Origin of the sequence: Streptomyces sp. NBC_00569 (assembly GCF_036345255.1) — a bacterium.
In the GTDB taxonomy this organism is placed as follows: Bacteria; Actinomycetota; Actinomycetes; order Streptomycetales; family Streptomycetaceae; genus Streptomyces.
The window spans coordinates 4,561,121-4,581,863 of record NZ_CP107783.1 but is presented as its reverse complement, the minus strand read 5'-3'; the positions used below and the strand labels follow the sequence as shown (position 1 = coordinate 4,581,863).

The following is a 20,743-nucleotide window of genomic DNA, read 5'->3' as shown; positions in this document are numbered from 1 at the left end:
CGGGACCGACACCTGCACCCACGGACACCTGAACGAGCAGGCCAAGAAGGAGCGGTCACCCCACATGAGCCAGCAGATCGTCAGCAAGGCCGTAGGCATCGACCTCGGCACGACCAACAGCGCCGTAGCCGTGATGAACCCCTCCGACAGCGACATCGTGATCCACCGCGATCCGGTCTCGAAGTCGTACACGACGCCCAGCTGCGTCTGGCGCAGCCCGGTCGGCGGTGAACTGGTCGTGGGCCGCAAGGCGTTCGCCCGCAAGGGCAGCACCCCGGAGCCGGTCACGTCGGTGAAACGCCTGATGGGCAGCCGTACGACCGTCGACCTGGCCGGCGAGGAGTACACCCCTGCGCAGGTCTCGGCGGCGATCCTGGCCGAGATGAAGCGCCGGATCGAGACGGACGTGGCGGCGTTCGACAGCCCGGACGTCCGCTGGATCGTCGACCGGGCCGTGGTGACCGTGCCGGCCTACTTCGACCAGCCGCAGATCGACGCGACCCGCAAGGCCGCCGAGCAGGCCGGGCTCGAAGTCCTCGGCCTGCTCCACGAGCCGACCGCCGCCGCCAGTCACTACTGCTGGCGCACCACCACCCGTAACGGCACCTTCCTCGTGTACGACCTCGGCGGCGGCACCTTCGACGTCAGCGTCCTGCGCTGCACGGAGGGCACCTTCGAGGTGCTCGGCATCAGCGGCAACAACCGCCTGGGCGGCGACGACATCGACGAGGCCTTCGCCCGCCATCTCCAGAAGATGCTCCAGGCGGACGGCTACGCCCTCGACCTCGACCCCGAGAACGACCCCGAGGACCGGCTCCGCTTCAGCCAGCTGAAGATCCTCGCGGAGGGCGCGAAGAAGGCGCTCACGGACCAGCCCGACTACATGCTCCGCGACACCGGGCGCCTCACCGACCAGGAGAAGCGGCCGGTCGTCATCGACGCGCTCCTGGAGCGGCCCGAACTGGACGACATCGCCCGCCCGTTGATCGAGCGGACCTTCGCCTACTGCGACGAGGCCCTGCGGCGCGCCGGGGAGCGGGCCGGCATCACACTCGCCGACGTCGACCACATCATCCTGGCGGGCGGCTCGACCCATATGCCGCTGGTCAGGGAGATGGTGACGCAGGAACTCTGCGCGAACCCCGCGCCCGGCTCCGACCGCCAGGTCCGCGCTGCCTGCGAGGCGCCGGTCGTCGAGCACGCCGACACGGCCGTCGCGCTGGGCGCCGCGGTGCGCGCGGCGGCCGTCGGCGGCCTCGCCGTCTATGACGAGGCCCGTACCGTACGCGTCTCGTTCCACGGCTTCGCCGCCACGGGCTCCGAGGCCACCCACGTCGGCGGCACTGTCCAGGCACTCGCCGACGGCCTCGACCTCTCCGGCGGCCGTGTCCACCTCACCACCACCGGCTTCGAGGACGAGGCGGACCTCTCCGAGGAGGGCGCCTTCGCCTTCACCCAGGTCCCGGTGCAGCCGGACGCGGAGAGCCTGCTCACCTTCGAGGTGTACGACGCCGAGGGCGACGTGGTCGCCACGGCGGGCCGCGCGCTCGCCCACAGCGCGCGGCCTGGCGGCGGCGGGGGAGGAGCGGCCATCACGGCCAAGTCGGTCCTCCTGGAGGTGGACCTGGGCGACGGGCGCACCGGCCGCCGCGAACTGATCCCGGCCATGCAGCAGCTGCCCTTCGAGGCCGACTTCGACTTCGGGCACCCCGGCCGGGAGCAGGTCGAGCTGCGGCTGTTCCAGCAGGCCGTACCGATCCAGGTGATCAAGGTCGTGGTCCCCTCGTCGACGCCGCGGGGGACGGCGATCCGAATGAACGTGGCCATGCAGGAGGACGCGTCCATCACCGTCCGCGGCTCGATCGGCGAGGACACCACCTTCGACGCCCTGCTCGAAGTGCCGGTCGACCCGCCGATGCCCGACGCGTCCGTGGTCGAGGAGCTCTACCACCGCTTCGAGGAGAACGTCGGCTATCTCGCGACGGGCCCGCAGACCGTGGTCCGCGCCAAGTGGACCAAGGCCCGCCGCGCTTTCGAGGAGGCCCGCGGCCGGGGCGACGTGGCGGCGGCGGTGCACGAGTTCCGCGAGCTGGAGGAGATCGTGGCCGTCCTGGGCGAGGCCGACCAGGAACTCCAGCCGCCCAAGAGGGAGTTCGACTCCCTGGTCGACGACTGCCTGCGGCTGCACGCCCATCTCTCCGAGTCGGGACCGGCGGGCGACAAGCCGTTCGACGGCCCCGAGGTGATCCGCGCGATCGAGGCCCAGCGCGCCGAGGGCGAACGCGCCCACGCCGCCGGTGACCAGCGCAGGTACGGCGAGGCGATCGCCCAGCTGCAGGGCCACTTCACCTACCTGAGGGGGCTGCTGCGCTCCACCTCGGGCGGGGAGCTCTCGCCGCAGGAGCGCGCCGAGGGCCTGCTGCGCTTCGGCTTCCAGCGGGCGGAGGAACTGAGCCGGGTCGCCGTGGCCACCGGCAGGACCGCGGAGGAACGCGACCTGACCGACGTCAGGAACCGGCTGGAGCAGCTCGTGCCCCTCCTCGCCACGAACCCGGAGCAGGTGGGCCAGGACGCGGGCAAGCTGGTCGCACGGCTGCGCCAGCTCGGCCAGATCCTGCTCACCGAACGGGCCGAGGCCGTCGGCATCCCGGTCGACAACCCCGGGAACCGGTCCGCAGGGGGGAACTGGTGACGTCGGACCCGGGCCGGCTGGCCTGCCCGCTGCCGCGCTGCCGGGCCGTCAACAGCGCGACGGCGGAGACCTGCCGGTCCTGCGCCACCCCGCTGCGCGCGTGGGCGCGCATGAGGGCCCACCCGGCGAGGCTCTTCAACGCGGGTCTCGAGGCGGCCAGGTCGGGCCGCACGGCCACCGCGCGCGACCACTTCGCCGCCGTCGTCCACTGGTGCCCCGGCGACGCCGAGGCCCGCAGCGCCCTCGCGCTGGCCTGCCTCCTCCTGGATGACCCGGAGGAGGCCCGCGACCACTGGCGCCAGGTCCTCACCCGCCGCCCGAACGACGCGACGGCGCTGAAGGGCCTGGCCCACCTGGACTCCCGGCTTACGGAGAGTCCGGAGTCCGCGGAGTCTTCGACGCCCCCGCAGAATCCGCAGCATCCGCAGAATCCGAAGCCGCCGAAGCCTCCGGAGAAGGAGCCTGCAACGACTGAATGACCAGATCCGGCGCCACCCCCAGGCGCCGCAGCATCGTCCGCGCCGTGGAGTCCTCGTCGGTGAGCATCGCTATCAGCAGCGTCTGCTCGTCGACGGGCTCCTGCGCCTCCCGGCAGGCCTCCTGCACCTTGGACAACGTCCGCGAGGAGAACTCCCTCGGCTTGGGATTCCCGAGCCCGGCCAGCTTGCGGAACGCGGCCGCGCCGTCCTCGCCCTGCGCGGCGAGCGCCCCGCGCAGCGCCTCGCTCCCGACGACCCCGAACGCGCGCAGCATCATGTACGTGCTGATCTTCTTGCGCTGCACCGAGGCGAGCAGCCGCGCGCACTGCACGGCCGCCGCCGCACGCGGATCGAGCGCCCCGATGTCCACGCGCTCGTCGTCGCCCTGCGCGGGCGCCTCCGAGTGCGGCAGCAGCAGCCGCTCGGGTGCGACCCCGACGAGCTGCAACAGCTCGGCGCAGCTCCCGCCGCCCGTCGCGAGGAACGCCAGGGAGATGTCGTCGACGCCGATGTCCCGCCCGGCCTCCTGGGCCCGCGCCTCGGCCCCGTCGAGGACCCGGCTCACGGTGCCGGACAGCCCGATCCGCGGCCGGTGCCCGTTCACCGCGGTGAGCGACGCGCTGCTCGACCCGGCCTGGGTACCGCTCCCGCGCGGTGTCTGCCCCTGGATCTCGCGCAGCACCTTGGCCAGCAGATCCATGCGCTGGGCCCCGATCCGCGCGGCGGCCCGTTCCCGTACCTCCTCGTCCTCGAGCAGGGCCATCAGCAGATCGACGGAGGTGACCAGGCCGCGTACGGCGGCGAACTCCCGTGTCTTGCGCAGGAGTTCGGCGGCCTCGGGGGTGAACTCGGGCCGCTCCGGCGCGGCGGGCGGCGGTGGGGCGGGCTCGGCCGCGGTGGAGATCCGCACCTCGGGATCCCCGTAGAGCACGAACGACGCCCAGGCCCAGTCCGCCCGCTGCTCCAGATCGGCCCGCGCCTGCCGCATCGCGGCCCCGGCCGTGATCTGTTCCTGGAGCTGGCCGTAGAAGGCCTCGGCGAAGCGCAGCGCGCTCGCGTCCCCGACCGGCGTCCGGGTACCGACGACGGTCTTGGCCCCCATGACCATGAAGGACATGCAGGCGCTCATGGTGAGCGAGGCCTCGGCGAGCGCGCGCGAGGCCGGTTCGAGCGCGGGGTCGGCGGACGCGCAGCCGTTGATGAAGACGACGGGGGGCGCCCCGAGCCCGGCCAGGGGCTGGAGTGCGTCCATGTCGATCAGCTTCCGGTTGTGCACCATGAGCCCGGCGGCCCCGGATACCCCGGACACATGCCCCGAGTAGTGGAAGAGGTCGTACGGCTCCTCGTCCTCGGCCAGTTCCTGGATCACCCGGACCAGGGTCGCGTCCCGCCCGATGAGGACGGTGCACGCGACGCCGTGCCCCTCCAGCCAGGCGCTGATCCGCTCGGTCTCCTCACGGGCCGACGGCAGATCCCCCAGGGTGTCCCCGACGATCAGGGCCCGCCGCACCTGTGTGCACTCGCGCCCGCCCACCACCGGTCTGCTGACGACGGACCGCCGGCCGAGCTCGTGCACGAGACCGAGGAAGCTCTCTCCGTCGTGCAGCAGTTCCCACGGCACCAGGGACTCGTTCGTGCTGACCAGGAGCGATCCCGTCGACTCCTTCAGCTGGCGCACCATCTCGCCCGAACCGGAGCGCGGAAAGAGCGAGTTGAAGAGGAGCCTCCCCTTCTGTCTGAGCACTCTGCCCAGCGTCGGATCGTCGTCACGGGTGTCCTTGAGCGCCTCGTCGATGTCCTTGCACAGGTCCTTGACCAGGTCCTGGCTGACATCGACGGCATGCTCCTGCTCCAGCGGCCCCACCACGGACCCGCCACCGGACTTCAGCCCGTACGCGTACTGGGTGCGCCCCGGACCGTGCGCCGAGGTGCGCACGTCGAGGGTGGTCATCGCCCGTCCTGCCGGTGCAGGTCCAGAAAGCGCGCGATGGCATCGCTCTGCGCGCGGTCCGACGGATACGTGATCTCGAGGCGCTGGTCACCGATGGTGATGACGACGGACGGGACCACGTCGTCCGCGCCGGCCGGGGCGGGCCGCCGCGCCGCCGCCTCCCGGCGCCCGGCGAGCCAGCCGCGTACGGCCTCGACGATCGACACCACGTCCACCGCCCCGCCGACGAGCAGCGTGCAGACCTGAACCAGCTCGGCGACCCGCTGGTCGGAGGAGGGCGCGGTGAGTCGTACCTGGTCGACACTGGCGGCCCCCGCGGCCGTCAGCGCCTCGTGGAGGGTGGCCAGTTCGGGCCCCGGATCCGGCCCGTGCAACGCCAGTTCGAGGGTGGAACCTGCGCCGACCGTGGGTTCTGCCGCCACAACAACCTCCAGTGCCCTGTGGGCAGCGGGAATCTAGTCCCACCAGCCTCGCACCGGGAGCGGCGGCAGACCATCACGTCAGGGCAATTGCCCCTGCATCAGCGACAGTTGCGGTCACCCGCTGTCCCTACCGGTAGTTCACGAACTGCAGCGCGAAGTCGAAGTCCTGGCCCTTCAGCAGTGCCTGCACGGCCTGGAGGTCGTCGCGGCTCTTCGAGCTGACCCGCAGCTCCTCGCCCTGGACCTGCGCCTTGACGCCCTTGGGGCCCTCGTCACGGATGATCTTGGCGACCTTCTTGGCGTTGTCCTGCGAGATGCCCTCCTCGATGGAGGCGAAGATCTTGTACTCCTTGCCGGAGAGCTGCGGCTCCCCGGCGTCCAGCGCCTTCAGTGAGATCCCGCGCTTGACCAGCTTGGTCTGGAAGACGTCGAGGATCGCGTTGACGCGGTCCTCGGAGTTCGCCTCCATCAGGATCTTCTCGCCGGACCACGAGATCGAGGCGCCGACGTTCTTGAAGTCGTAGCGCTGCGAGATCTCCTTGGCGGCCTGGTTGAGGGCGTTGTCGACCTCCTGCCGCTCGACCTTCGAGACGATGTCGAAACTGGAGTCGGCCATGTCCTGTGGCTCCTTGTATCGGGTGGTGAAACGGCTTGCGTCTGAATGCGTCATCCACGGCCCTCGGTCCCCGGGGCCGCATCCGCAAAGCCTAGCCACCACGCCGCCTCCGGGTGCCGATCAATCGGGTGGCGAAGCACCCCCGTCCATCAGGTATCGTTTACGTCGTTGCCACGGAGCACCGCCCCAAAGCGGAGATCCAAAGCAGTAAACCCATGGCGGTGTGCCCGAGCGGCCAAAGGGAGCAGACTGTAAATCTGCCGGCTCAGCCTTCCCAGGTTCGAATCCTGGCGCCGCCACTGGAAGGTAAAAGGTCCCCGACCTGCTGTTTCAGCAGGTCGGGGACCTTTTCTTTTGCCCTCACGCGGGGGCGGGACTGTCTCGCTCTCTCTCGCCCTCGAACGCTCCGTCTCAGAGCGCGTGGACGGTGCGTGGACTGGATCTCCAGGGCCTGTCCGGCGGATCAGGTGACCAGCAGCGGAGGGATCCCTGTTTTTCTGGTGAGGCGGGGTGATCTAGCAGGGCATCGGTCCACTTGATAACGGATCACAGGACCGAGTTCGGGGTCGGCAGCGTCTGGTCGGTGGATCGCGGGCGGTATGACGGTGTGTCTGTACGGCCGCACAGGGTGCGTGTGGCTTGATCGTCGGGCGGTCCCGGCAGGGGCCTGAACCCCCAACCGACGTCCGTGGCACGTGCTGAGTGCCGCGCTCTTTGTCGAGGAGTCCCCATCGTGAGACCGACCCTGCAACATGCCATGTTCCTTCGACGTGGCGCGGGAGCCGCGGGTGAGCGGCAGCGCCCGGTCCGGCGTGCTGCCGTCCTGCTCGCCACGGTGGCGCTGCCGGCGGCACTGGTGGTGCCCACGGCCACGCCCGCTGCTGCGGCGGTGCCCGTGACGGTCACCTTCAACGCGGGCGCCGACCAGCCCTTCACCGTCCCGTCCGGCGTCACCCAACTGTCCGTCACCGCCACCGGCGCCGCGGGCCAGAACGGGTCCAGCGGCGGCGCAGGCGGCAACGGCGCCACCGTCACCGGCAACGTCACCGTGCCGCCGAGCACCACCACCCTCTATGTCAACGTCGGCACCGGCGGCGGCGCCGGCGGCGGAGTGGTGGGTTTCCCGGGCGGTGCGGGCGGCGGTTCCAGCGATGTCCGCACCTGCAACTCGGCCAACGTCAGCTGTGTCCTGACCGGCGTCCCCGGCACCGACCCCCGCCTCATCGTCGCGGGCGGCGGAGGCGGCGGCGGAACCGGCGTCCCCGGAGGCCAGGTCCCGGAGGCCACCGGCGGAAACGCCGGAAACACCGGGGGTGCCGGCGGCGAGAGAACGAACAGCGGCCGCGGCGGCGGCGGCGGAACCCAGACAGCCGGCGGCGCGGCCGGAGCCGCATGCCCCTCCATCGGTACATCCGGCACTCCGGGCACCGGCGGTGCGGGCGGCACCGGCGGAGGCGGCTTCGGGGCCGGCGGAGGCGGGGGCGGCTGGTTCGGTGGAGGCGGCGGCGGCGGCTGCAACATCATCACGAGTGGCGCCTCTCCCAGCGGCGGTCCCGGTGGCGGCGGTGGTGCGTCGAACCGCGTCCCCACGGGTGGTACCTCCGCTCCTGCCGCGGGGCCGGCCCAGGTGACCATCACCTACGAGCCGGCGCCCCCCACCTGCGCGACCGCCACGGCCACCATCACCGGTACCAACGGCAACAACCTCCTGGTCGGCACTCCCGGCAATGACGTGATCTTCGCTCTCGGCGGCAACGACGTGGTCGACGGCCGCGGTGGCAACGACCTCATCTGCGGCGGCGACGGCAACGACGTGCTGTCCGGCGGCGACGGCAACGACCGCATCGAAGGCGGCAACGGCACCGACAACCTGAACGGCAACAACGGCAACGACGCCCTCTTCGGCGGTCCCGGCAACGACGCCCTCTTCGGCGGCACCGGCACCAACACCAACGACGGCGGCCCCGGCTCCAACGCCTGCTTCAACCCCTCCACCGGACCCGGCTGCTTCTAACCCCGCACGCCTCCGACCTGATCGACGAACATCAGAAACGGGCCCCGGCACGTCCCTCGCCGCAGCGGCGACCAACGCACGGGGCCCGTTTCAACGTCCTCAGTCCTGCCGGTTCAACCGAGCGGAGATCTTGGCGTTCGCGGCGTCGTCCCCATCGGTGAGGAACTTGGCGTACACCCGGAAGAGCACGGCGACGCTGTGGCCGGTTGGCCACGAGCCGAGGCTCTACGCCGGAGCTGAGCCAAGTGACACCGCGGTGTGGCGAAGGCCGCACGGGCGCTTCGCGAGGGTGGAACCGTGCTGCGCGGGCGTGAGCGCCCGTCTGCGAGCCTCTGCCCGGACCTCCCCCTGTCCGATGTCCTGGATGATCCCGCCGCCCAGTGGTGGAGCGCCGTCAACTGATGTCGCGTTCCTTGACGGCCAGGGATGCGTACGGTGCAGATCCACTCCACTGCGCGACCTCCATGGCGTCGAGTGATGCGTCCAAGTTGCCTCGGCAGAAACGAAGTTGACCGTTGGGGAAGCGGTGGCTACGGGGCCCGGGCGGCGGGTGCGCCGGCGATACGAGGCAGCGCGGCTGATCCCTATTTCGTCCAAGATCGTGTTGACGGGGAGCAGTTCGTCGACGGGCGTGCGGGTGAGCGTGTCTTGGCGAGACAGTCCGTGGCGGGGGAAGCGTCGGGAGCGGCGGGGGAAAACTGACTGATCCTTGCTTGGTTCTTGTGTCTCTTCGAGGTGGCCCGGGCCAGGTGACGGAGTCGGCGAGGGCGGCGTCCCTGACGGGTTCGGGGAGGCGGTGGGAAGTGCGGAGGCTCGAAGGGTTGCCCCTGATTTCCGGTGGAGTTGGCGCTGCTTGACCACCGCCGCCGACAGACGGGTCGTACTACTGCGGCGGAGGGGGTTCCGGGGACCGTGGCGCAGCGGTGGGGCGTGTCTGCGTATCCCTGACCTGCACGGGTGTAAGGGTTCGGCGAACGATCGGCCATGACGACGGGGTGACTCCGACCGATGAACGCGATGCCGACTGCTGTCTCTGCCGAGCCCGCACAACACGACAGCACGCTCCCGGCCGCGCCGGTCGACCTGCGCGAGCAGCCGAGCAGGCTGGTACGGCGCTATGGGCCGGCGGTCGGGTGCTACGCGGTACTGAAGCTGGCCGGCTTCGGGGTCTTCATGTGGCTGGTCGACTACTCCGGCTACCACCTCACGAAGCAACCGCGCTTGGGCGGCGGCGCCCACCCGTGGGACGTGCTCGGTTCCTTTGACGGCTGGTGGTACCAACAGGTCGCGGAGTTCGGGTACAACCCCCAACTGGTGCCGGTCACCGGTTCCCCCTGGTACACGTTCGAGGCGAACTCGGCCGCGTTCTTCCCGCTCTACCCGGGCCTGATGCGCATGGTCTCGGAGTTCACCGGTCTCGGCCTGTACGGCGCCGGGATGCTGGTGTCGGTGGTCGCTTCGCTGTTCGCCGCGGCCGGTATCTTCGCCGTCGCGGAGAGGCTCGGCGGGGCCCGGGCCGGGGTGATCGCGGCGGGCCTCTGGGCGGTCGTCCCGGGATCCGGCGCGGAGTGGGCGGTCTACTCGGACTCCACCTTCACCGCGCTCGCCGCGTGGTCCTGCTACGCCGTGATGACCCGACGGTGGATCGCCGCCGGACTGCTCGCCCTGGTGGCCGGGCTCAACCGGCCGACCTCGGCGACCCTGATCGCAGCGGTGTGCCTGGCGGCGCTCGTCGCACTTCTGCGGCGCGCTGACGGAACCGGGCGCCCTCTGGCCGCGATGGTGCTGGCTCCGCTCGGGCTGTTCGGGTATGTGGGCTGGGTGAGCTGGCGTATGGGCGACTGGGGCGGCTACTTCAAGCTCCAGAGGGGAGCCTGGCTGCACTTCTTCGACTGGGGCCAGCACAATGCCACCGTGATGCGGGGCATCCTACTTGGCCGCAACGATGATCTTTTCGCCGCGCTCGTCCCCGATCTGCTGGCGGCACTGATCGTCATGGCGTTGCCGATCCTGATCGTCCTGTGGGTGCGGCTGCGCCCGCCCGCCGTCCTGATGGTGCACACGCTGCTCACCATCGCTACCGTGCTCGGCAGCCAGCAGATGTTCTGCAACGTCGCGCGCTTCCTGTTGCCCGCCTTCCCGTTGTTCATCCCGCTGGCGATGGCCCTGAGCAGGCTTCGCCGACCTGCCCTGGTGACTGTTCTCGGCACCTGCGCTCTCGCCTCCGGCTGGTTCGCCGGATTCGCGATGTTCGAACTCGGTGGTGCCCCGTAGCGGCGGTCGGCCGCACGGTGAACTGCGTGTTCGTCGGGCTGGTTGTGCCTCAGCTGACGGAGTTCGCGTCAGCGGCCTTGTCGCCCTGTCTCCGTCAGGCGGCCGTAAATCTGCCGGCTCAGCCTTCCCAGGTTCGGATCGTGGCGCCGCCACATGGTGGAGAACCCCCTCCGAACTGCGGAAACGCAGTGCGGCGGGGGTTCTTTGTATTCCGGGGTCCGTGCGCGGGGGTACGAGACCGCGTCGGACAGGCGGTCTCGTGACTTCGGACCTCAACTCGTACCTGCAGCCCCCGAGCAGTGCCCTCTAGGGGGCGATGGGGAGTTGGCGCTTGTGGTCGGTGAGGCGGTAGCGGTGGACGATCGTCTCGAAGGCCCGCCCGTCCACCGGCTTGCCCTCCAGGAAGTCGTCGATGTCGTCGTAGGTGACCCCGAGCGCGTCCTCGTCGGCCTTGCCCGGGTCGAGGGTCTCCAGGTCGGCCGTCGGGACCTTCCACACCAGCTCGGCGGGCGCACCCAGCGCGTCCGCGACGGCGCGCACCCGGCGCTTGGTCAGGCCGGTCAGCGGGACGAGGTCGGCGGCACCGTCGCCGAACTTGGTGAAGAAGCCGGAGACCGCCTCGGCGGCGTGGTCCGTGCCGACGACCAGGCCGTTGTGCGCGCCGGCCACCGCGTATTGGGCGATCATGCGCTGCCGGGCCTTGATGTTGCCGTGCACGAAGTCCTGGTGACCCTCGTCGCGGAAGCTCACGTCCGCGGCCAGCGAGGCCTCGAGCGCGGCGTCGCTGGCGGGCCTGATGTCCACGGTCAGCACCTGGTCGGCCCGGATGAAGGAGAGCGCGAGCTGGGCGTCGTGCTCGTCGGCCTGGACCCCGTAGGGCAGCCGCATCGCGTAGAACCGCGCCTCGTGTCCGGCGGCCCGGGCCCGCTCGACGGCGAGCTGGCACAGCCGGCCGGCGGTGGTGGAGTCGACACCGCCGCTGATGCCGAGCACGAGGGAGCGCAGCCCGGTGGAGGTCAGCCGTTCGGTGAGGAAGGCCACCCGGCGTTCGATCTCACGCTCGGCCTCGAAGGTCTCGGCGACCTGGAGCTCCCTGGCGATCTCCTGCTGCAGGCCGTTGGACGCCGACTCGCTCACGTCTGCTCCTTGGTGCGGTTCATGAGGTGCTGTCGCGCCCACCCTACTGGGGGTGTCCGGCGGCTCAGGGGGCGCGGGAGGTGTCCGGACGGGGCGTGGACGAGGCCCGTGGCGCAGACTGATCGCATGTCCGTACCGTCGGCGTCTCGCCGCAGAAACTGCCCCGAGTGCCGCCGCGACATCGCCGTCGTGGCCGGCCGCTTCGCCCGCCACGACCCGCCCGGGGCCCGCAGCGCGGGCGAGCTCGTGTCCTGTCCCGGCTCCCGCAGGCCCGCGCAGCTCGGCGCCGCGCAGCCGTCCCTCGACGGCTACGTGGTCCCGGCCGTGCCCGGCCAGCTCCCGCTCTTCTGAACCGCGCTCAGTTTCCCGCGACCGACTTGACCGCCACCGTCACCGGCGCCGACCCGGAGATCAGCTCCAGCGTCAGCCCCGCGGTGGCGGGCGTCTCCACCAGCTCCGCGAGCACCGCCGCCACGTCGTCCCGCGGCACCGGACCCCGCCCGGTGGACGCCTCCAGGCGTACGAGTCCGGTGCCCGCATCGTTCGTGAGCATCCCGGGACGCAGGATCGTCCAGTCGAGTCCGGTCCGGGCCCGTACGGACGCGTCCGCCTCGCCCTTCGCCCGCAGATACGCGTCGAAGACCTCGTCCCCCTGATGGGCCGGGTCCGCGCCCATCGACGACACCACGACGTACCGCCGCACCCCGGCCCGCTCCGCGGCGTCCGCGAACAGCACGGCCGCGGCGCGGTCCACCGTGTCCTTGCGCCCGGCCGTGCTGCCGGGCCCCGCGCCGGCCGCGAACACCGCCGCGTCCGCGCCCTCCAGAAGCCCGGCGACCTCCTCCACTGACGCTGATTCCAGGTCGCACACAAGGGGCTCGGCCCCGGCCTCCCGCAGGTCGTCAGCCTGCTCGGCACGGCGGATGACACCCGCGACCTCGTCTCCGCGTGCGGCGAGCAGACGCTCGAGCCGCAGCGCGATCTGACCATGACCCCCAGCGATGACAATGCGCATGCTTCCGACCGTACGCCGGGCCGCCCCCGTTCGCCGCGCAACCTTGTACGTGCCTCGCGGGTCTCCTCAGCGACCCGTGCAGCAGACGGCCGCCGGGTCTCTCATCGGACCTCTGCGGGAGTCAGACATCAGCGCCATACGCACCACCACCCTCACCGCGGCCGGCTGCGCCGCACTGCTGCTCGCGACCGCCTCGGCCTGCGGCACCGTCGAGAACCTGACGGCAGGTCAGAAGATCGACAGGGCCGCCGACCGGCTCGGCGAACAGAAGTCGCTCTCCTTCGAGTTGGGCCTCGACGCGAAGCCGGACGCGCTCATGGGGCTGGCCGGCGGACAGGGTGACGAGGCCATGCCGCCGGCGATCGCCAAGACCGTCGCCGGTGCCCACGTCACCGTCTCCGTACGGTCGAAGAAGCCGCTGTCCGAGTCGGGCGAGAAGGACTTCGTCGGGATGGGCGTGAAGGTGTCGGTCCCGGGCGGCACGCTGGCCGAGTACCGGCTCGCCGGAGACTTCGTCTACTTCCGCCTCGACATGCAGAAGACGTCGGAGCTCATGGGCTTCCCCCTCCCCTCGCCGAAGGACCTGCCGAAGGGCGAGGAGGGGCTCGCGAAGGCCCTCGAAGGCGAGTGGGTCAAGGTGGACCTGTCGGACGCCAGGAGGAACACCCCGGGCTCGGGCTCCCACGACTCCAAGGGCTCCGGCCGGCTCGACGAGAAGACTCAGCGGAAGGTCCTCAAGGCTCTGCGCGGTGTCATCGCCGACGACGTCACCCTGCGCAGCGCCGGCACCGAGGACGGCACGGAGCGCATCGTCGCCAAGGCGTCCTTCCGCGAGCTCCTGACGGACCTCTTCGACAAGCTCGGCCCGCTGAAGGACGAGCTGCCGCCCGGCGCCGGATTCCCCACCGCCAAGGACCTCAAGGACGCCCCGGCCAAGAAGGTGGCCGTCGACTTCTCGATCACCAACGGCACGCTGTCGAAGATCTCCTTCGACCTCGCGGCCCTCGCCGACGGCAAGAAGGGCGCGAAGGTCCCGCTCGTGCTCAAGTTCGGCAAGGCGGGCGACATCAGCGCACCGTCCGGCGCGACCGAGGTCCCGCTCGGCGAGCTCGCAGGCGGCAACCCGTTCCTGTCGGGCGCCCCTATGGGCGGCTTCTGACAGTTCGACAGTTCGCCGACACCGCGCGTGGGGGCGGCAGATGGGCCGCCGGGAGCTGAGGAGGAAGAGGGGCCGGCAGGAGACTGAAGGGGTCCCGCGTGCGGGCGGGTCTCTTCAGCTCGGCCCGCCGCCCCCGCCCTCCGGCAACTTCCCCGCCCGCCCCTGCCGCGGCAGATCGAGCGACGCCGAGTCGCAGTACTCGCGCACCGCACTGGTGCGCGCCACCACCCGCCCCCAATGCACCACGACCCTGCTGTACGCCAGCGAGAGGGCACCCGCGAGCTCATCACCGCGTACGGCGATGAGCTCCGCTGGGAAGCCCGCCTCCACCCGCACCTCGGGCAGCCCGAGCGCGGCCCGCGCCGCCCCGCTGACGCAGTCGTACGCCTCCTCGGGTCGCAGCCCGTAGCGCGAGGCCAGCAGGTACGCGGCCTCCAGGGGATCGCCGCGGCCCACCGGGTTCGCCACGTCGCGCAGCGCCCCGCTGCCCGCGGCGACCCGCACCCCGGCCGCCCGCAGGAGCCGTACGGGAGCCGTGCCGCGCCGGTCGACGCCCGCGCAGCCGCCCTGCGGCAGGCAGACCACCGTGACGCCCGCGGCGGCGAGCTGGTCGGCGGCGCGCGCGGCGACCTCGCGCGGCAGCCGCCCGAGCCCGCCGCACGGCCCGATCGTGACGCCGGGACGCAGCCCTCCGGCCATCGTCGCGATCCGCCCGAGCCGGGCCGGATCGCCGCCGTCCGTATGCAGGTCCACCGCGCAGCCGTGCTCCGCCGCGACCTCCAGGACCGCCTCCACGTAGCCGGTCGGGTCGGGATCGAGATCCGGGCAACCGCCCACCACGGACGCGCCCATCTTCACCGCGTCCCGCAGCATCGACAGGCCGTCGGCCCCCGCGAGACCGGTCAGGAGCCGGGGCATCGCCACGGTCCGCAGATCGGTCAGGCCGCGCAGCGACCGCCGTGCCTGGAGCACGGCCTCCATCGGGCCGAGGCCCTCCAGATCCCCGATCCGCACATGCGCGCGCTGCGCGGTGGCCCCGTGCCCGAGCTGGAGCAGCGCGGCCTCGGTGGCCCGCCGCTGCACGTCGGGTCCGTCGTACGACACCGGCCCTTCCGTCTCCGCGGACAGTGCCGTGTCGCCATGGGTGTGGGGTTCGGCGGGGGCGGGGAGCAGGACGTAGCCGCTCAGGTCCACGCGCTTGGAGCGGGCGATGAGGCTGCCGACCGTGCCGACGGCCTCGATGCGCCCGTTGTCCAGCCGCACGTCCACGGTCCGGCCGTCGGTGAGCCTGGCGCCGCACAGGAGGAGGGCGGTGCTCTCGGCGGTGGAGTCGTTGCCGGGGGAGTGGGGTTGCTGCGGCTGGCTGTCGGGCATCGCGCTCCTGGGGTTCGGGGGCGGCGGCCGCGTGGGCGGGGGCCGCCCAGGACCGGGGGCGGGCCGGAAGGGCGTACAAGATCACGCAGCGCGGGTCGAGCCTAGAGCTGCGGCAGGCCCGCTTCGCGGAGGAGCGCAATAGTCGTACTGCTGTGGTGCGCGGTGCCGATGAGGTGGCCGTGAGCGGCTGTTGCGGCTCCGGAAGGGTCGCGGTCCTGCCCCTGGGCGGCGGCCACGAAACGGATTTGGGCGATCGGCGGGCGAGCGTGTAATGTCTTCATCGCTCGCCCCAATAGCTCAGTCGGTAGAGCGTCTCCATGGTAAGGAGAAGGTCTACGGTTCGATTCCGTATTGGGGCTCTGGTGTGAAGTTCCCTCACCTTCGGGTGAGGGGCATCGCATCAAAGCGGTGTAGCTCAGTCGGTAGAGCAAGCGGCTCATAATCGCTGTGTCACCGGTTCAAGTCCGGTCACCGCTACACACAGTAGCCGATTGTGGGGTCGGTCCTCCGGTCGGCTACTATTCATGCGTTCATCCGTCAACCGTCCGTCCAAGGAGCACTCACGTGGCTGCCACCGACGTCCGCCCGAAGATCACGCTGGCCTGCGTGGAGTGCAAGGAGCGGAACTACATCACCAAGAAGAACCGGCGTAACGACCCGGACCGTCTTGAGATGAAGAAGCACTGCCCGCGCTGCAACCAGCACACGGCGCACCGCGAAACGCGCTAACTCAGGCTCGTACATGAGGCCGTCCCCTTACCGAGGGGGCGGCCTCATGTCGTTATCGCGTGTGTGCGGCCGGCCGTAAGATCCGGCAACATCCGGCAACAGCGCAAATCCAGGAGGTGCCGAGTCCATGGCGCTCGACCAGTCCTTCGTGGGACGGTCCTACCCGCCCACCGACCCCTATGAGGTCGGCCGGGAGAAGATCCGTGAATTCGCGGAGGCGGTGCGGGACGCCAATCCCGCCTACGTCGATCCGGAGGCGGCCAAGGCGCTCGGCCACCCCGATGTGATCGCTCCGCCGACCTTCGTGTTCGCCATCACGTTCAAGGCCGCGGGCCAGGTGATCGAGGACCCGCAGCTGGGCCTCGACTACAGCCGCGTCGTGCACGGCGACCAGAAGTTCGCGTACACGCGCCCGGTGCGCGCCGGCGACCGGCTCACCGTGACCTCGACGATCGAGGCGATCAAGTCCCTCGCGGGCAACGACATCCTGGACATCCGCGGCGAGGTCCACGACGAGGCCGGCGAGCACGTCGTGACCGCCTACACCAAGCTCGTGTCGCGCGCGGCCGAGGGGGCGTGACCATGACGACGACGATTCAGTACGCGGACGTGGAGATCGGCACGGAGCTGCCGGCCCAGACGTTCTCCGTGACCCGCGCCACGCTCGTGCAGTACGCGGGCGCCTCCGGGGACTTCAATCCGATCCACTGGAACGAGAAGTTCGCGGTCGAGGTCGGGCTCCCGGATGTCATCGCCCACGGCATGTTCACCATGGCCGAGGCGATCCGCGTCGTGACCGACTGGGTCGGCGACCCGGCCGCTGTCGTGGAGTACGGCGTGCGCTTCACCAAGCCCGTCATCGTCCCGAACGACGACAAGGGCGCGACGATCGAGGTCAGCGGCAAGGTCGCCGCCAAGCTCGACGACGGCCGTGTTCGCGTCGACCTCGTCGCGACGAGCGCGGGCCAGAAGGTGCTCGGCATGTCGCGGGCGGTTGTGCAGCTGGCGTGACGGCTGCTCCGTAGGAACCTGAGTAAGGGGCACCCTCCATTGCGGGGTGCCCCTTACTCGTGGGCAGCTGCCTCGCAGGCAGGACTCGTAGGCCTTTGCGGCCGCCGGGGCATGACGCTTGACATAGGTAGTGATTGACCACTAACTTAGCCGCATGGTCAGGATGAGCGCAGAAGAGCGACGTGAGAGCGTCATCCGCGCGGCGATGAGTGAGTTCGCCAGAGGTGGTTACTACGGCACCTCTACTGAGGCGATCGCCAAGCGGGTGGGTGTCTCGCAGCCGTATCTGTTCCGGCTCTTCCCGGGGAAGAAGGCCATCTTCCTCGCGGCGGCGACCCGTTGCGTGCAGGATGCGACGCGGCTGTTCGCCGAGGCCGCCGAAGGGCTGGAGGGTGAGGAGGCCCTGGGTGCCATGGCGAACGCGTACACCGACGTCATCGCCAAGGATCCCGAGCGGCTCATGATGCAGATGCAGGTGTACGTCGCGGTCGCCGCCGCCGAAGCGGCCGGTGACCACGAGTTCGGCGAGGCGGTCCGCGCCGAGTGGATGAAGCTCTGGGAGGCGGCGCATCTGCCTCTGGGGGCGGACGTGGACACGACGACGACCTTCATGGCCTACGGAATGCTGATCAATGTGCTGGTCTCCATGGGGTTCCCCCCGGAGCACCGGATCTGGGAAGGGCTGTACCCCTCGGCTCGCACCAAGGGGAGCCTGGAGCACTAGCGGCGGTCAAGAACTGAGCGCGGGGAATCAGGGGCGGGTGTCCGAGGAGGTTCTCGGCCTCTCCATGCCCATGAAAGTTAGTAATCGATAACTAACCAACGTTCTGGGGGAACGATGTCACAGCAGACAGCACGCCGCGGGGGAGCCGTCTGGGCCCTCGTCATCACCAGCGTCGCCGGATTCATGGCGGCCCTCGACAACCTCGTCGTCACCACCGCCCTGCCCTCCATCCGCAACGACCTCGGCGGGGCGCTCGACGACCTGGAGTGGACGGTCAGCGCCTACACGCTCACCTTCGCCGTGCTGCTGATGTTCGGCGCGGCACTCGGTGACCGGTTCGGCCGCCGCCGGCTCTTCCTCGTCGGCCTCACCGTCTTCACCGGCGCGTCCGCCGCCGCGGCCATGGCACCCGGCATCGACTCGCTGATCGCCGCCCGCGCGGTCCAGGGCGCCGGCGCCGCGATCATGATGCCGCTGACGCTCACCCTGCTGACCGCGGCCGTCCCGGCGGCGAAGCGCGGGATGGCGTACGGGATCTGGGGCGCCGTCAACGGGCTCGCGGTCGCGAGCGGGCCGCTGATCGGCGGCAGCCTCACCGAGCACGTCTCCTGGCACTGGATCTTCTGGCTGAACGTCCCGCTCGGCCTCGCCCTGCTCCCGCTCGCCCGGCTGCGCCTGAACGAGTCGTACGGCACCGGCGCCCGGCTCGACCTGGTCGGCACCCTGCTCGCCAGCAGCGGCCTCTTCGGCATCGTGTACGCCCTGGTCCGCGCGCCCCGCGACGGCTGGACCAGCGGGCTCGTCCTGCTGGGCCTGTTCGCCGGCGCCGCCCTGCTCGTCGCCTTCGCCCTGCACGGCACCCGCGCCAGGAACGCGATGCTGCCGATGCGCCTCTTCCGCTCCCGCGCCTTCGCCGGGATCAACGCGGCCAGTCTGCTGATGTTCCTCGGGATGTTCGGCTCGATCTTCCTGCTCAGCCAGTACATGCAGGGCGTCCTCGGCTACTCGCCCACCGAGGCGGGCCTGCGGATGCTGCCCTGGACGGGCATGCCGATGCTCGTCTCGCCGATCGCGGGGTACCTCTCCGACCGGATCGGCGGCCGCCTGGTCGTCGCCGCGGGCCTCTTCCTCCAGGCCGCGGGCCTCGCCTACTACGCCTCCGTGATCGCCGTCGACGCCTCGTACACCGCTCAGCTGCCCGCCCTGATCATCAACGGCATCGGGATGTCGCTCTACTTCGCCCCCGCCTCCAACCTGGTCATGTCCAGCGTCCGTCCGCAGGAGCAGGGCATCGCGTCCGGCACGAACAACGCGCTGCGCGAGGTGGGCGGAGCGCTCGGTATCGCGATCATGTCGTCGATCTTCGCGGCTCAGGGCGGCTACGAGTCCGCGCAGAACTTCGTGGACGGCATCCAGCCCGCGCTGTGGGTGGGCGCGGCCACGGTGGCCGTCGCGGGAGCCGCGGCCCTGTTCATCCCCTCCCGCCGGCGCGCGGCCGAGGGACTCGGGAGCGAGCCCGAGCCCGCGTCCGCCCCGGTCCTGGAGACCGCCTCGCACTGAGAACGCCCGCATCGAACCGGCACTCCCCGAAGGAGCCCGTCATGCCCACACTGCCCTGGACCGTCCCCAACACCCCGCCGACCGGCGCCGAGGCCCACGTCATGGCCTCCCGCTTCGAGACCCGCACCCTGTGGGGAGCCCTCCGCTTCTTCGCGAAGACCCCCTCCGTCTGGCGTCAGGTGAGCAAGGCTCCCGGCGCTTACGGGGCCTCCGTGAAGGCTGCGCCCCTGCGGCGGACCTTCTGGACCCTGTCCGCCTGGGAGTCGCCCGACGCGCTGAAGCGCTTCGCGAGTTCGGCGCCCCACGGCCCCACGGCCGGTGGTCTGCGCTCACAGATGAAGGACGCGAAGTTCGTGCGCTGGCAGACCACCACGGACGAGCTGCCGCTCGACTGGGCGGAGGCGCTGCGGCGCCTGACGTGATCCACGCGCCGCGCGGGACCGCGGACGAGCGGGACCCCGAGTGCGTACGAGAACGGCCCCGCCACGACCGGTGGGGCCGTTCTCGTACTCTTGAGCGCGTGCAGGAACTCCACGACGCCCCCCTCGCCCCCCTGACCACCTTCCGTCTCGGCGGCCCCGCGGCCCGGCTGCTGACGGCGACGACCGACGACGAGGTGATCGCCGCCGTCCGTGAGGCCGACGCGGCGGGCACACCGCTGCTGATCGTCGGCGGTGGCAGCAACCTGGTCATCGGCGACAAGGGCTTCGCGGGCACGGCCCTGCGGATCGCCACCGAGGGCTTCTCGCTCGACGGTACGAGCCTTGAGCTCGCGGCCGGCGAGGTGTGGACCGACGCCGTCGCCCGCACCGTCGAGGCCGGCCTCGCGGGCATCGAGTGCCTTGCCGGAATCCCCGGATCGGCCGGCGCCACGCCGATCCAGAACGTGGGCGCGTACGGCCAGGAGGTCTCGTCGACGATCACCGAAGTGATCGCGTACGACCGGAAGGCCGGCGAGACGGTCACGATTCCGAACGAGGAGTGCGCGTTCTCGTACCGGCACAGCCGTTTCAAGGCCGATCCCGACCGCTTCGTGGTGCTGCGCGTGCGGTTCGGGCTCGAGGACGCGGGCGGCATGAGCGCCCCCATCAAGTACCCCGAGACGGCCCGCACCCTCGGCGTCGAGGCGGGCGACCGGGTCCCCGCGGACCTCGCCCGCGAGACCGTCCTGAAGCTGCGCGCGGGCAAGGGCATGGTGCTCGACCCCGAGGACCACGACACCTGGTCGGCCGGGTCGTTCTTCACCAACCCGATCCTCACCGAGGAGGAGTTCGCCGCCTTCCACGCGCGCGTGGCGGACCGTCTCGGCCCCGACACCGCCCCGCCCGCCTTCCCGGCCGGCGAGGCCCGCGTGAAGACCTCGGCGGCCTGGCTCATCGACAAGGCGGGCTTCACCAAGGGCTACGGCAGTGGGCCCGCCCGGATCTCCACCAAGCACACGCTCGCCCTCACCAACCGCGGCGAGGCCACCACCGACGACCTCCTCGCGCTCGCCCGCGAGGTCGTGGCCGGTGTCCACGACGCCTTCGGGGTGACGCTGGTCAACGAGCCGGTCACGGTGGGCGTGTCCCTCTGACCCGCCCTCC

At 71.0% G+C, this 20,743-nt stretch carries 19 protein-coding genes and 3 tRNA genes; 16 read left to right on the top strand and 6 right to left on the bottom strand.

The features are described 5' to 3' along the window. The first annotated feature begins 64 nt into the window (after positions 1 to 64). Together OHO83_RS20560 and OHO83_RS20555 are read left to right on the top strand one after the other, a co-directional pair. Positions 65 to 2,692, top strand: coding sequence for an Hsp70 family protein (locus OHO83_RS20560; RefSeq protein ID WP_330279704.1), 2,628 nt, complete (start codon positions 65 to 67; stop codon positions 2,690 to 2,692). Next, positions 2,689 to 3,171: a tetratricopeptide repeat protein gene (locus OHO83_RS20555; protein ID WP_266673283.1), complete on the top strand. Its 483-nt coding sequence runs from the start codon at positions 2,689 to 2,691 to the stop codon at positions 3,169 to 3,171. The genes OHO83_RS20560 and OHO83_RS20555 overlap by 4 nt, the downstream gene beginning before the upstream one ends. Here the strand turns inward: OHO83_RS20555 and OHO83_RS20550 are convergent. The 3 genes from OHO83_RS20550 to OHO83_RS20540 all read right to left on the bottom strand — a co-directional run bounded on the left by OHO83_RS20550 (position 3,059) and on the right by OHO83_RS20540 (position 6,160). Then, entirely contained in the window at positions 3,059 to 5,122 is a 2,064-nt protein-coding gene (locus OHO83_RS20550; protein WP_266673285.1) for a CHAT domain-containing protein, read from the bottom strand. The genes OHO83_RS20555 and OHO83_RS20550 overlap by 113 nt on opposite strands. After that, complete coding sequence (locus OHO83_RS20545; protein WP_266673287.1) at positions 5,119 to 5,544, bottom strand: hypothetical protein; 426 nt, start codon at positions 5,542 to 5,544, stop codon at positions 5,119 to 5,121. The genes OHO83_RS20550 and OHO83_RS20545 overlap by 4 nt, the downstream gene beginning before the upstream one ends. 127 nt (positions 5,545 to 5,671) lie before the next feature. Further along, the gene (locus tag OHO83_RS20540) at positions 5,672 to 6,160 is read right to left on the bottom strand and encodes a YajQ family cyclic di-GMP-binding protein (protein ID WP_116511131.1); all 489 of its coding nucleotides are present in this window, start codon (positions 6,158 to 6,160) and stop codon (positions 5,672 to 5,674) included. Positions 6,161 to 6,377: 217 nt separating this feature from the next. Here OHO83_RS20540 and OHO83_RS20535 point away from each other — a divergent pair. The 3 genes from OHO83_RS20535 to OHO83_RS20520 all read left to right on the top strand — a co-directional run bounded on the left by OHO83_RS20535 (position 6,378) and on the right by OHO83_RS20520 (position 10,448). Then, positions 6,378 to 6,459: transfer RNA gene (locus OHO83_RS20535), tRNA-Tyr, on the top strand. Between the two features lie 458 nt (positions 6,460 to 6,917). Then, positions 6,918 to 8,174: a calcium-binding protein gene (locus tag OHO83_RS20530; RefSeq protein WP_330279703.1), complete on the top strand. Its 1,257-nt coding sequence runs from the start codon at positions 6,918 to 6,920 to the stop codon at positions 8,172 to 8,174. A gap of 1,008 nt (positions 8,175 to 9,182) precedes the next feature. Next, a complete protein-coding gene (locus tag OHO83_RS20520; RefSeq protein ID WP_330279702.1) occupies positions 9,183 to 10,448 on the top strand; it encodes a hypothetical protein in 1,266 nt (421 codons plus the stop codon). Positions 10,449 to 10,754: 306 nt separating this feature from the next. On the opposite strand, the gene nadE is transcribed toward OHO83_RS20520, so the two are convergent. Continuing rightward, positions 10,755 to 11,585 (bottom strand): ammonia-dependent NAD(+) synthetase, encoded by an 831-nt coding sequence (nadE, locus tag OHO83_RS20515; protein ID WP_266673293.1) that lies wholly within the window; start codon positions 11,583 to 11,585, stop codon positions 10,755 to 10,757. A 126-nt stretch (positions 11,586 to 11,711) separates the two neighbouring features. On the opposite strand from nadE, the gene OHO83_RS20510 reads away from it, so the two are divergent. Further along, entirely contained in the window at positions 11,712 to 11,936 is a 225-nt protein-coding gene (locus OHO83_RS20510; protein ID WP_266673295.1) for a hypothetical protein, read from the top strand. A 7-nt stretch (positions 11,937 to 11,943) separates the two neighbouring features. Here the strand turns inward: OHO83_RS20510 and OHO83_RS20505 are convergent, their stop codons facing one another. After that, complete coding sequence (locus tag OHO83_RS20505; RefSeq protein ID WP_329434254.1) at positions 11,944 to 12,600, bottom strand: NAD(P)H-binding protein; 657 nt, start codon at positions 12,598 to 12,600, stop codon at positions 11,944 to 11,946. A 76-nt stretch (positions 12,601 to 12,676) separates the two neighbouring features. Here OHO83_RS20505 and OHO83_RS20500 point away from each other — a divergent pair, with 76 nt between their 5' ends. Further along, positions 12,677 to 13,759, top strand: coding sequence for a hypothetical protein (locus OHO83_RS20500; protein WP_330279701.1), 1,083 nt, complete (start codon positions 12,677 to 12,679; stop codon positions 13,757 to 13,759). Positions 13,760 to 13,873: 114 nt separating this feature from the next. Here OHO83_RS20500 and OHO83_RS20495 read toward each other — a convergent pair whose 3' ends face one another. Then, positions 13,874 to 15,133, bottom strand: a complete 1,260-nt coding sequence (locus tag OHO83_RS20495; RefSeq protein ID WP_266673302.1) for an amidohydrolase family protein — start codon at positions 15,131 to 15,133, stop codon at positions 13,874 to 13,876. 286 nt (positions 15,134 to 15,419) lie between these two features. On the opposite strand from OHO83_RS20495, the gene OHO83_RS20490 reads away from it, so the two are divergent. The 9 genes from OHO83_RS20490 to OHO83_RS20450 all read left to right on the top strand — a co-directional run bounded on the left by OHO83_RS20490 (position 15,420) and on the right by OHO83_RS20450 (position 20,733). Continuing rightward, a tRNA-Thr gene (locus tag OHO83_RS20490) sits at positions 15,420 to 15,492 on the top strand. A 45-nt stretch (positions 15,493 to 15,537) separates the two neighbouring features. Further along, positions 15,538 to 15,610, top strand: a tRNA-Met gene (locus tag OHO83_RS20485). Positions 15,611 to 15,697: 87 nt separating this feature from the next. Next, positions 15,698 to 15,862, top strand: coding sequence for a 50S ribosomal protein L33 (gene rpmG / locus OHO83_RS20480; RefSeq protein WP_100594914.1), 165 nt, complete (start codon positions 15,698 to 15,700; stop codon positions 15,860 to 15,862). A 127-nt stretch (positions 15,863 to 15,989) separates the two neighbouring features. Then, positions 15,990 to 16,442 carry a MaoC family dehydratase N-terminal domain-containing protein gene (locus OHO83_RS20475; protein ID WP_329434252.1) on the top strand — a complete coding sequence of 151 codons (453 nt, stop codon included), beginning with the start codon at positions 15,990 to 15,992 and terminating at the stop codon, positions 16,440 to 16,442. Between the two features lie 2 nt (positions 16,443 to 16,444). Then, entirely contained in the window at positions 16,445 to 16,873 is a 429-nt protein-coding gene (locus OHO83_RS20470; RefSeq protein ID WP_266673306.1) for a MaoC family dehydratase, read from the top strand. 154 nt (positions 16,874 to 17,027) lie between these two features. Then, positions 17,028 to 17,597 (top strand): TetR/AcrR family transcriptional regulator, encoded by a 570-nt coding sequence (locus tag OHO83_RS20465; RefSeq protein ID WP_330279700.1) that lies wholly within the window; start codon positions 17,028 to 17,030, stop codon positions 17,595 to 17,597. A 114-nt stretch (positions 17,598 to 17,711) separates the two neighbouring features. Then, complete coding sequence (locus OHO83_RS20460) at positions 17,712 to 19,157, top strand: DHA2 family efflux MFS transporter permease subunit (protein WP_330279699.1); 1,446 nt, start codon at positions 17,712 to 17,714, stop codon at positions 19,155 to 19,157. A 41-nt stretch (positions 19,158 to 19,198) separates the two neighbouring features. Continuing rightward, positions 19,199 to 19,579: a DUF3291 domain-containing protein gene (locus tag OHO83_RS20455; RefSeq protein ID WP_329434250.1), complete on the top strand. Its 381-nt coding sequence runs from the start codon at positions 19,199 to 19,201 to the stop codon at positions 19,577 to 19,579. Positions 19,580 to 19,677: 98 nt separating this feature from the next. After that, the gene (locus OHO83_RS20450; RefSeq protein WP_330279698.1) at positions 19,678 to 20,733 is read left to right on the top strand and encodes a UDP-N-acetylmuramate dehydrogenase; all 1,056 of its coding nucleotides are present in this window, start codon (positions 19,678 to 19,680) and stop codon (positions 20,731 to 20,733) included. Positions 20,734 to 20,743: the final 10 nt, after the last annotated feature.

Bases quoted from the DNA above. Each gene is read 5' to 3' on its own strand.
- OHO83_RS20520 (WP_330279702.1), top strand. From the start codon at position 9,183: ATGAACGCGATGCCGACTGCTGTCTCTGCCGAGCCCGCACAACACGAC.
- OHO83_RS20540 (WP_116511131.1), bottom strand. From the start codon at position 6,160: ATGGCCGACTCCAGTTTCGACATCGTCTCGAAGGTCGAGCGGCAGGAG.
- OHO83_RS20560 (WP_330279704.1), top strand. From the start codon at position 65: ATGAGCCAGCAGATCGTCAGCAAGGCCGTAGGCATCGACCTCGGCACG.
- OHO83_RS20470 (WP_266673306.1), top strand. From the start codon at position 16,445: ATGACGACGACGATTCAGTACGCGGACGTGGAGATCGGCACGGAGCTG.
- OHO83_RS20455 (WP_329434250.1), top strand. From the start codon at position 19,199: ATGCCCACACTGCCCTGGACCGTCCCCAACACCCCGCCGACCGGCGCC.
- OHO83_RS20465 (WP_330279700.1), top strand. From the start codon at position 17,028: ATGGTCAGGATGAGCGCAGAAGAGCGACGTGAGAGCGTCATCCGCGCG.
- OHO83_RS20510 (WP_266673295.1), top strand. From the start codon at position 11,712: ATGTCCGTACCGTCGGCGTCTCGCCGCAGAAACTGCCCCGAGTGCCGC.
- OHO83_RS20550 (WP_266673285.1), bottom strand. From the start codon at position 5,122: ATGACCACCCTCGACGTGCGCACCTCGGCGCACGGTCCGGGGCGCACC.
- OHO83_RS20495 (WP_266673302.1), bottom strand. From the start codon at position 15,133: ATGCCCGACAGCCAGCCGCAGCAACCCCACTCCCCCGGCAACGACTCC.
- OHO83_RS20505 (WP_329434254.1), bottom strand. From the start codon at position 12,600: ATGCGCATTGTCATCGCTGGGGGTCATGGTCAGATCGCGCTGCGGCTC.
- OHO83_RS20475 (WP_329434252.1), top strand. From the start codon at position 15,990: ATGGCGCTCGACCAGTCCTTCGTGGGACGGTCCTACCCGCCCACCGAC.
- OHO83_RS20530 (WP_330279703.1), top strand. From the start codon at position 6,918: ATGTTCCTTCGACGTGGCGCGGGAGCCGCGGGTGAGCGGCAGCGCCCG.
- OHO83_RS20460 (WP_330279699.1), top strand. From the start codon at position 17,712: ATGTCACAGCAGACAGCACGCCGCGGGGGAGCCGTCTGGGCCCTCGTC.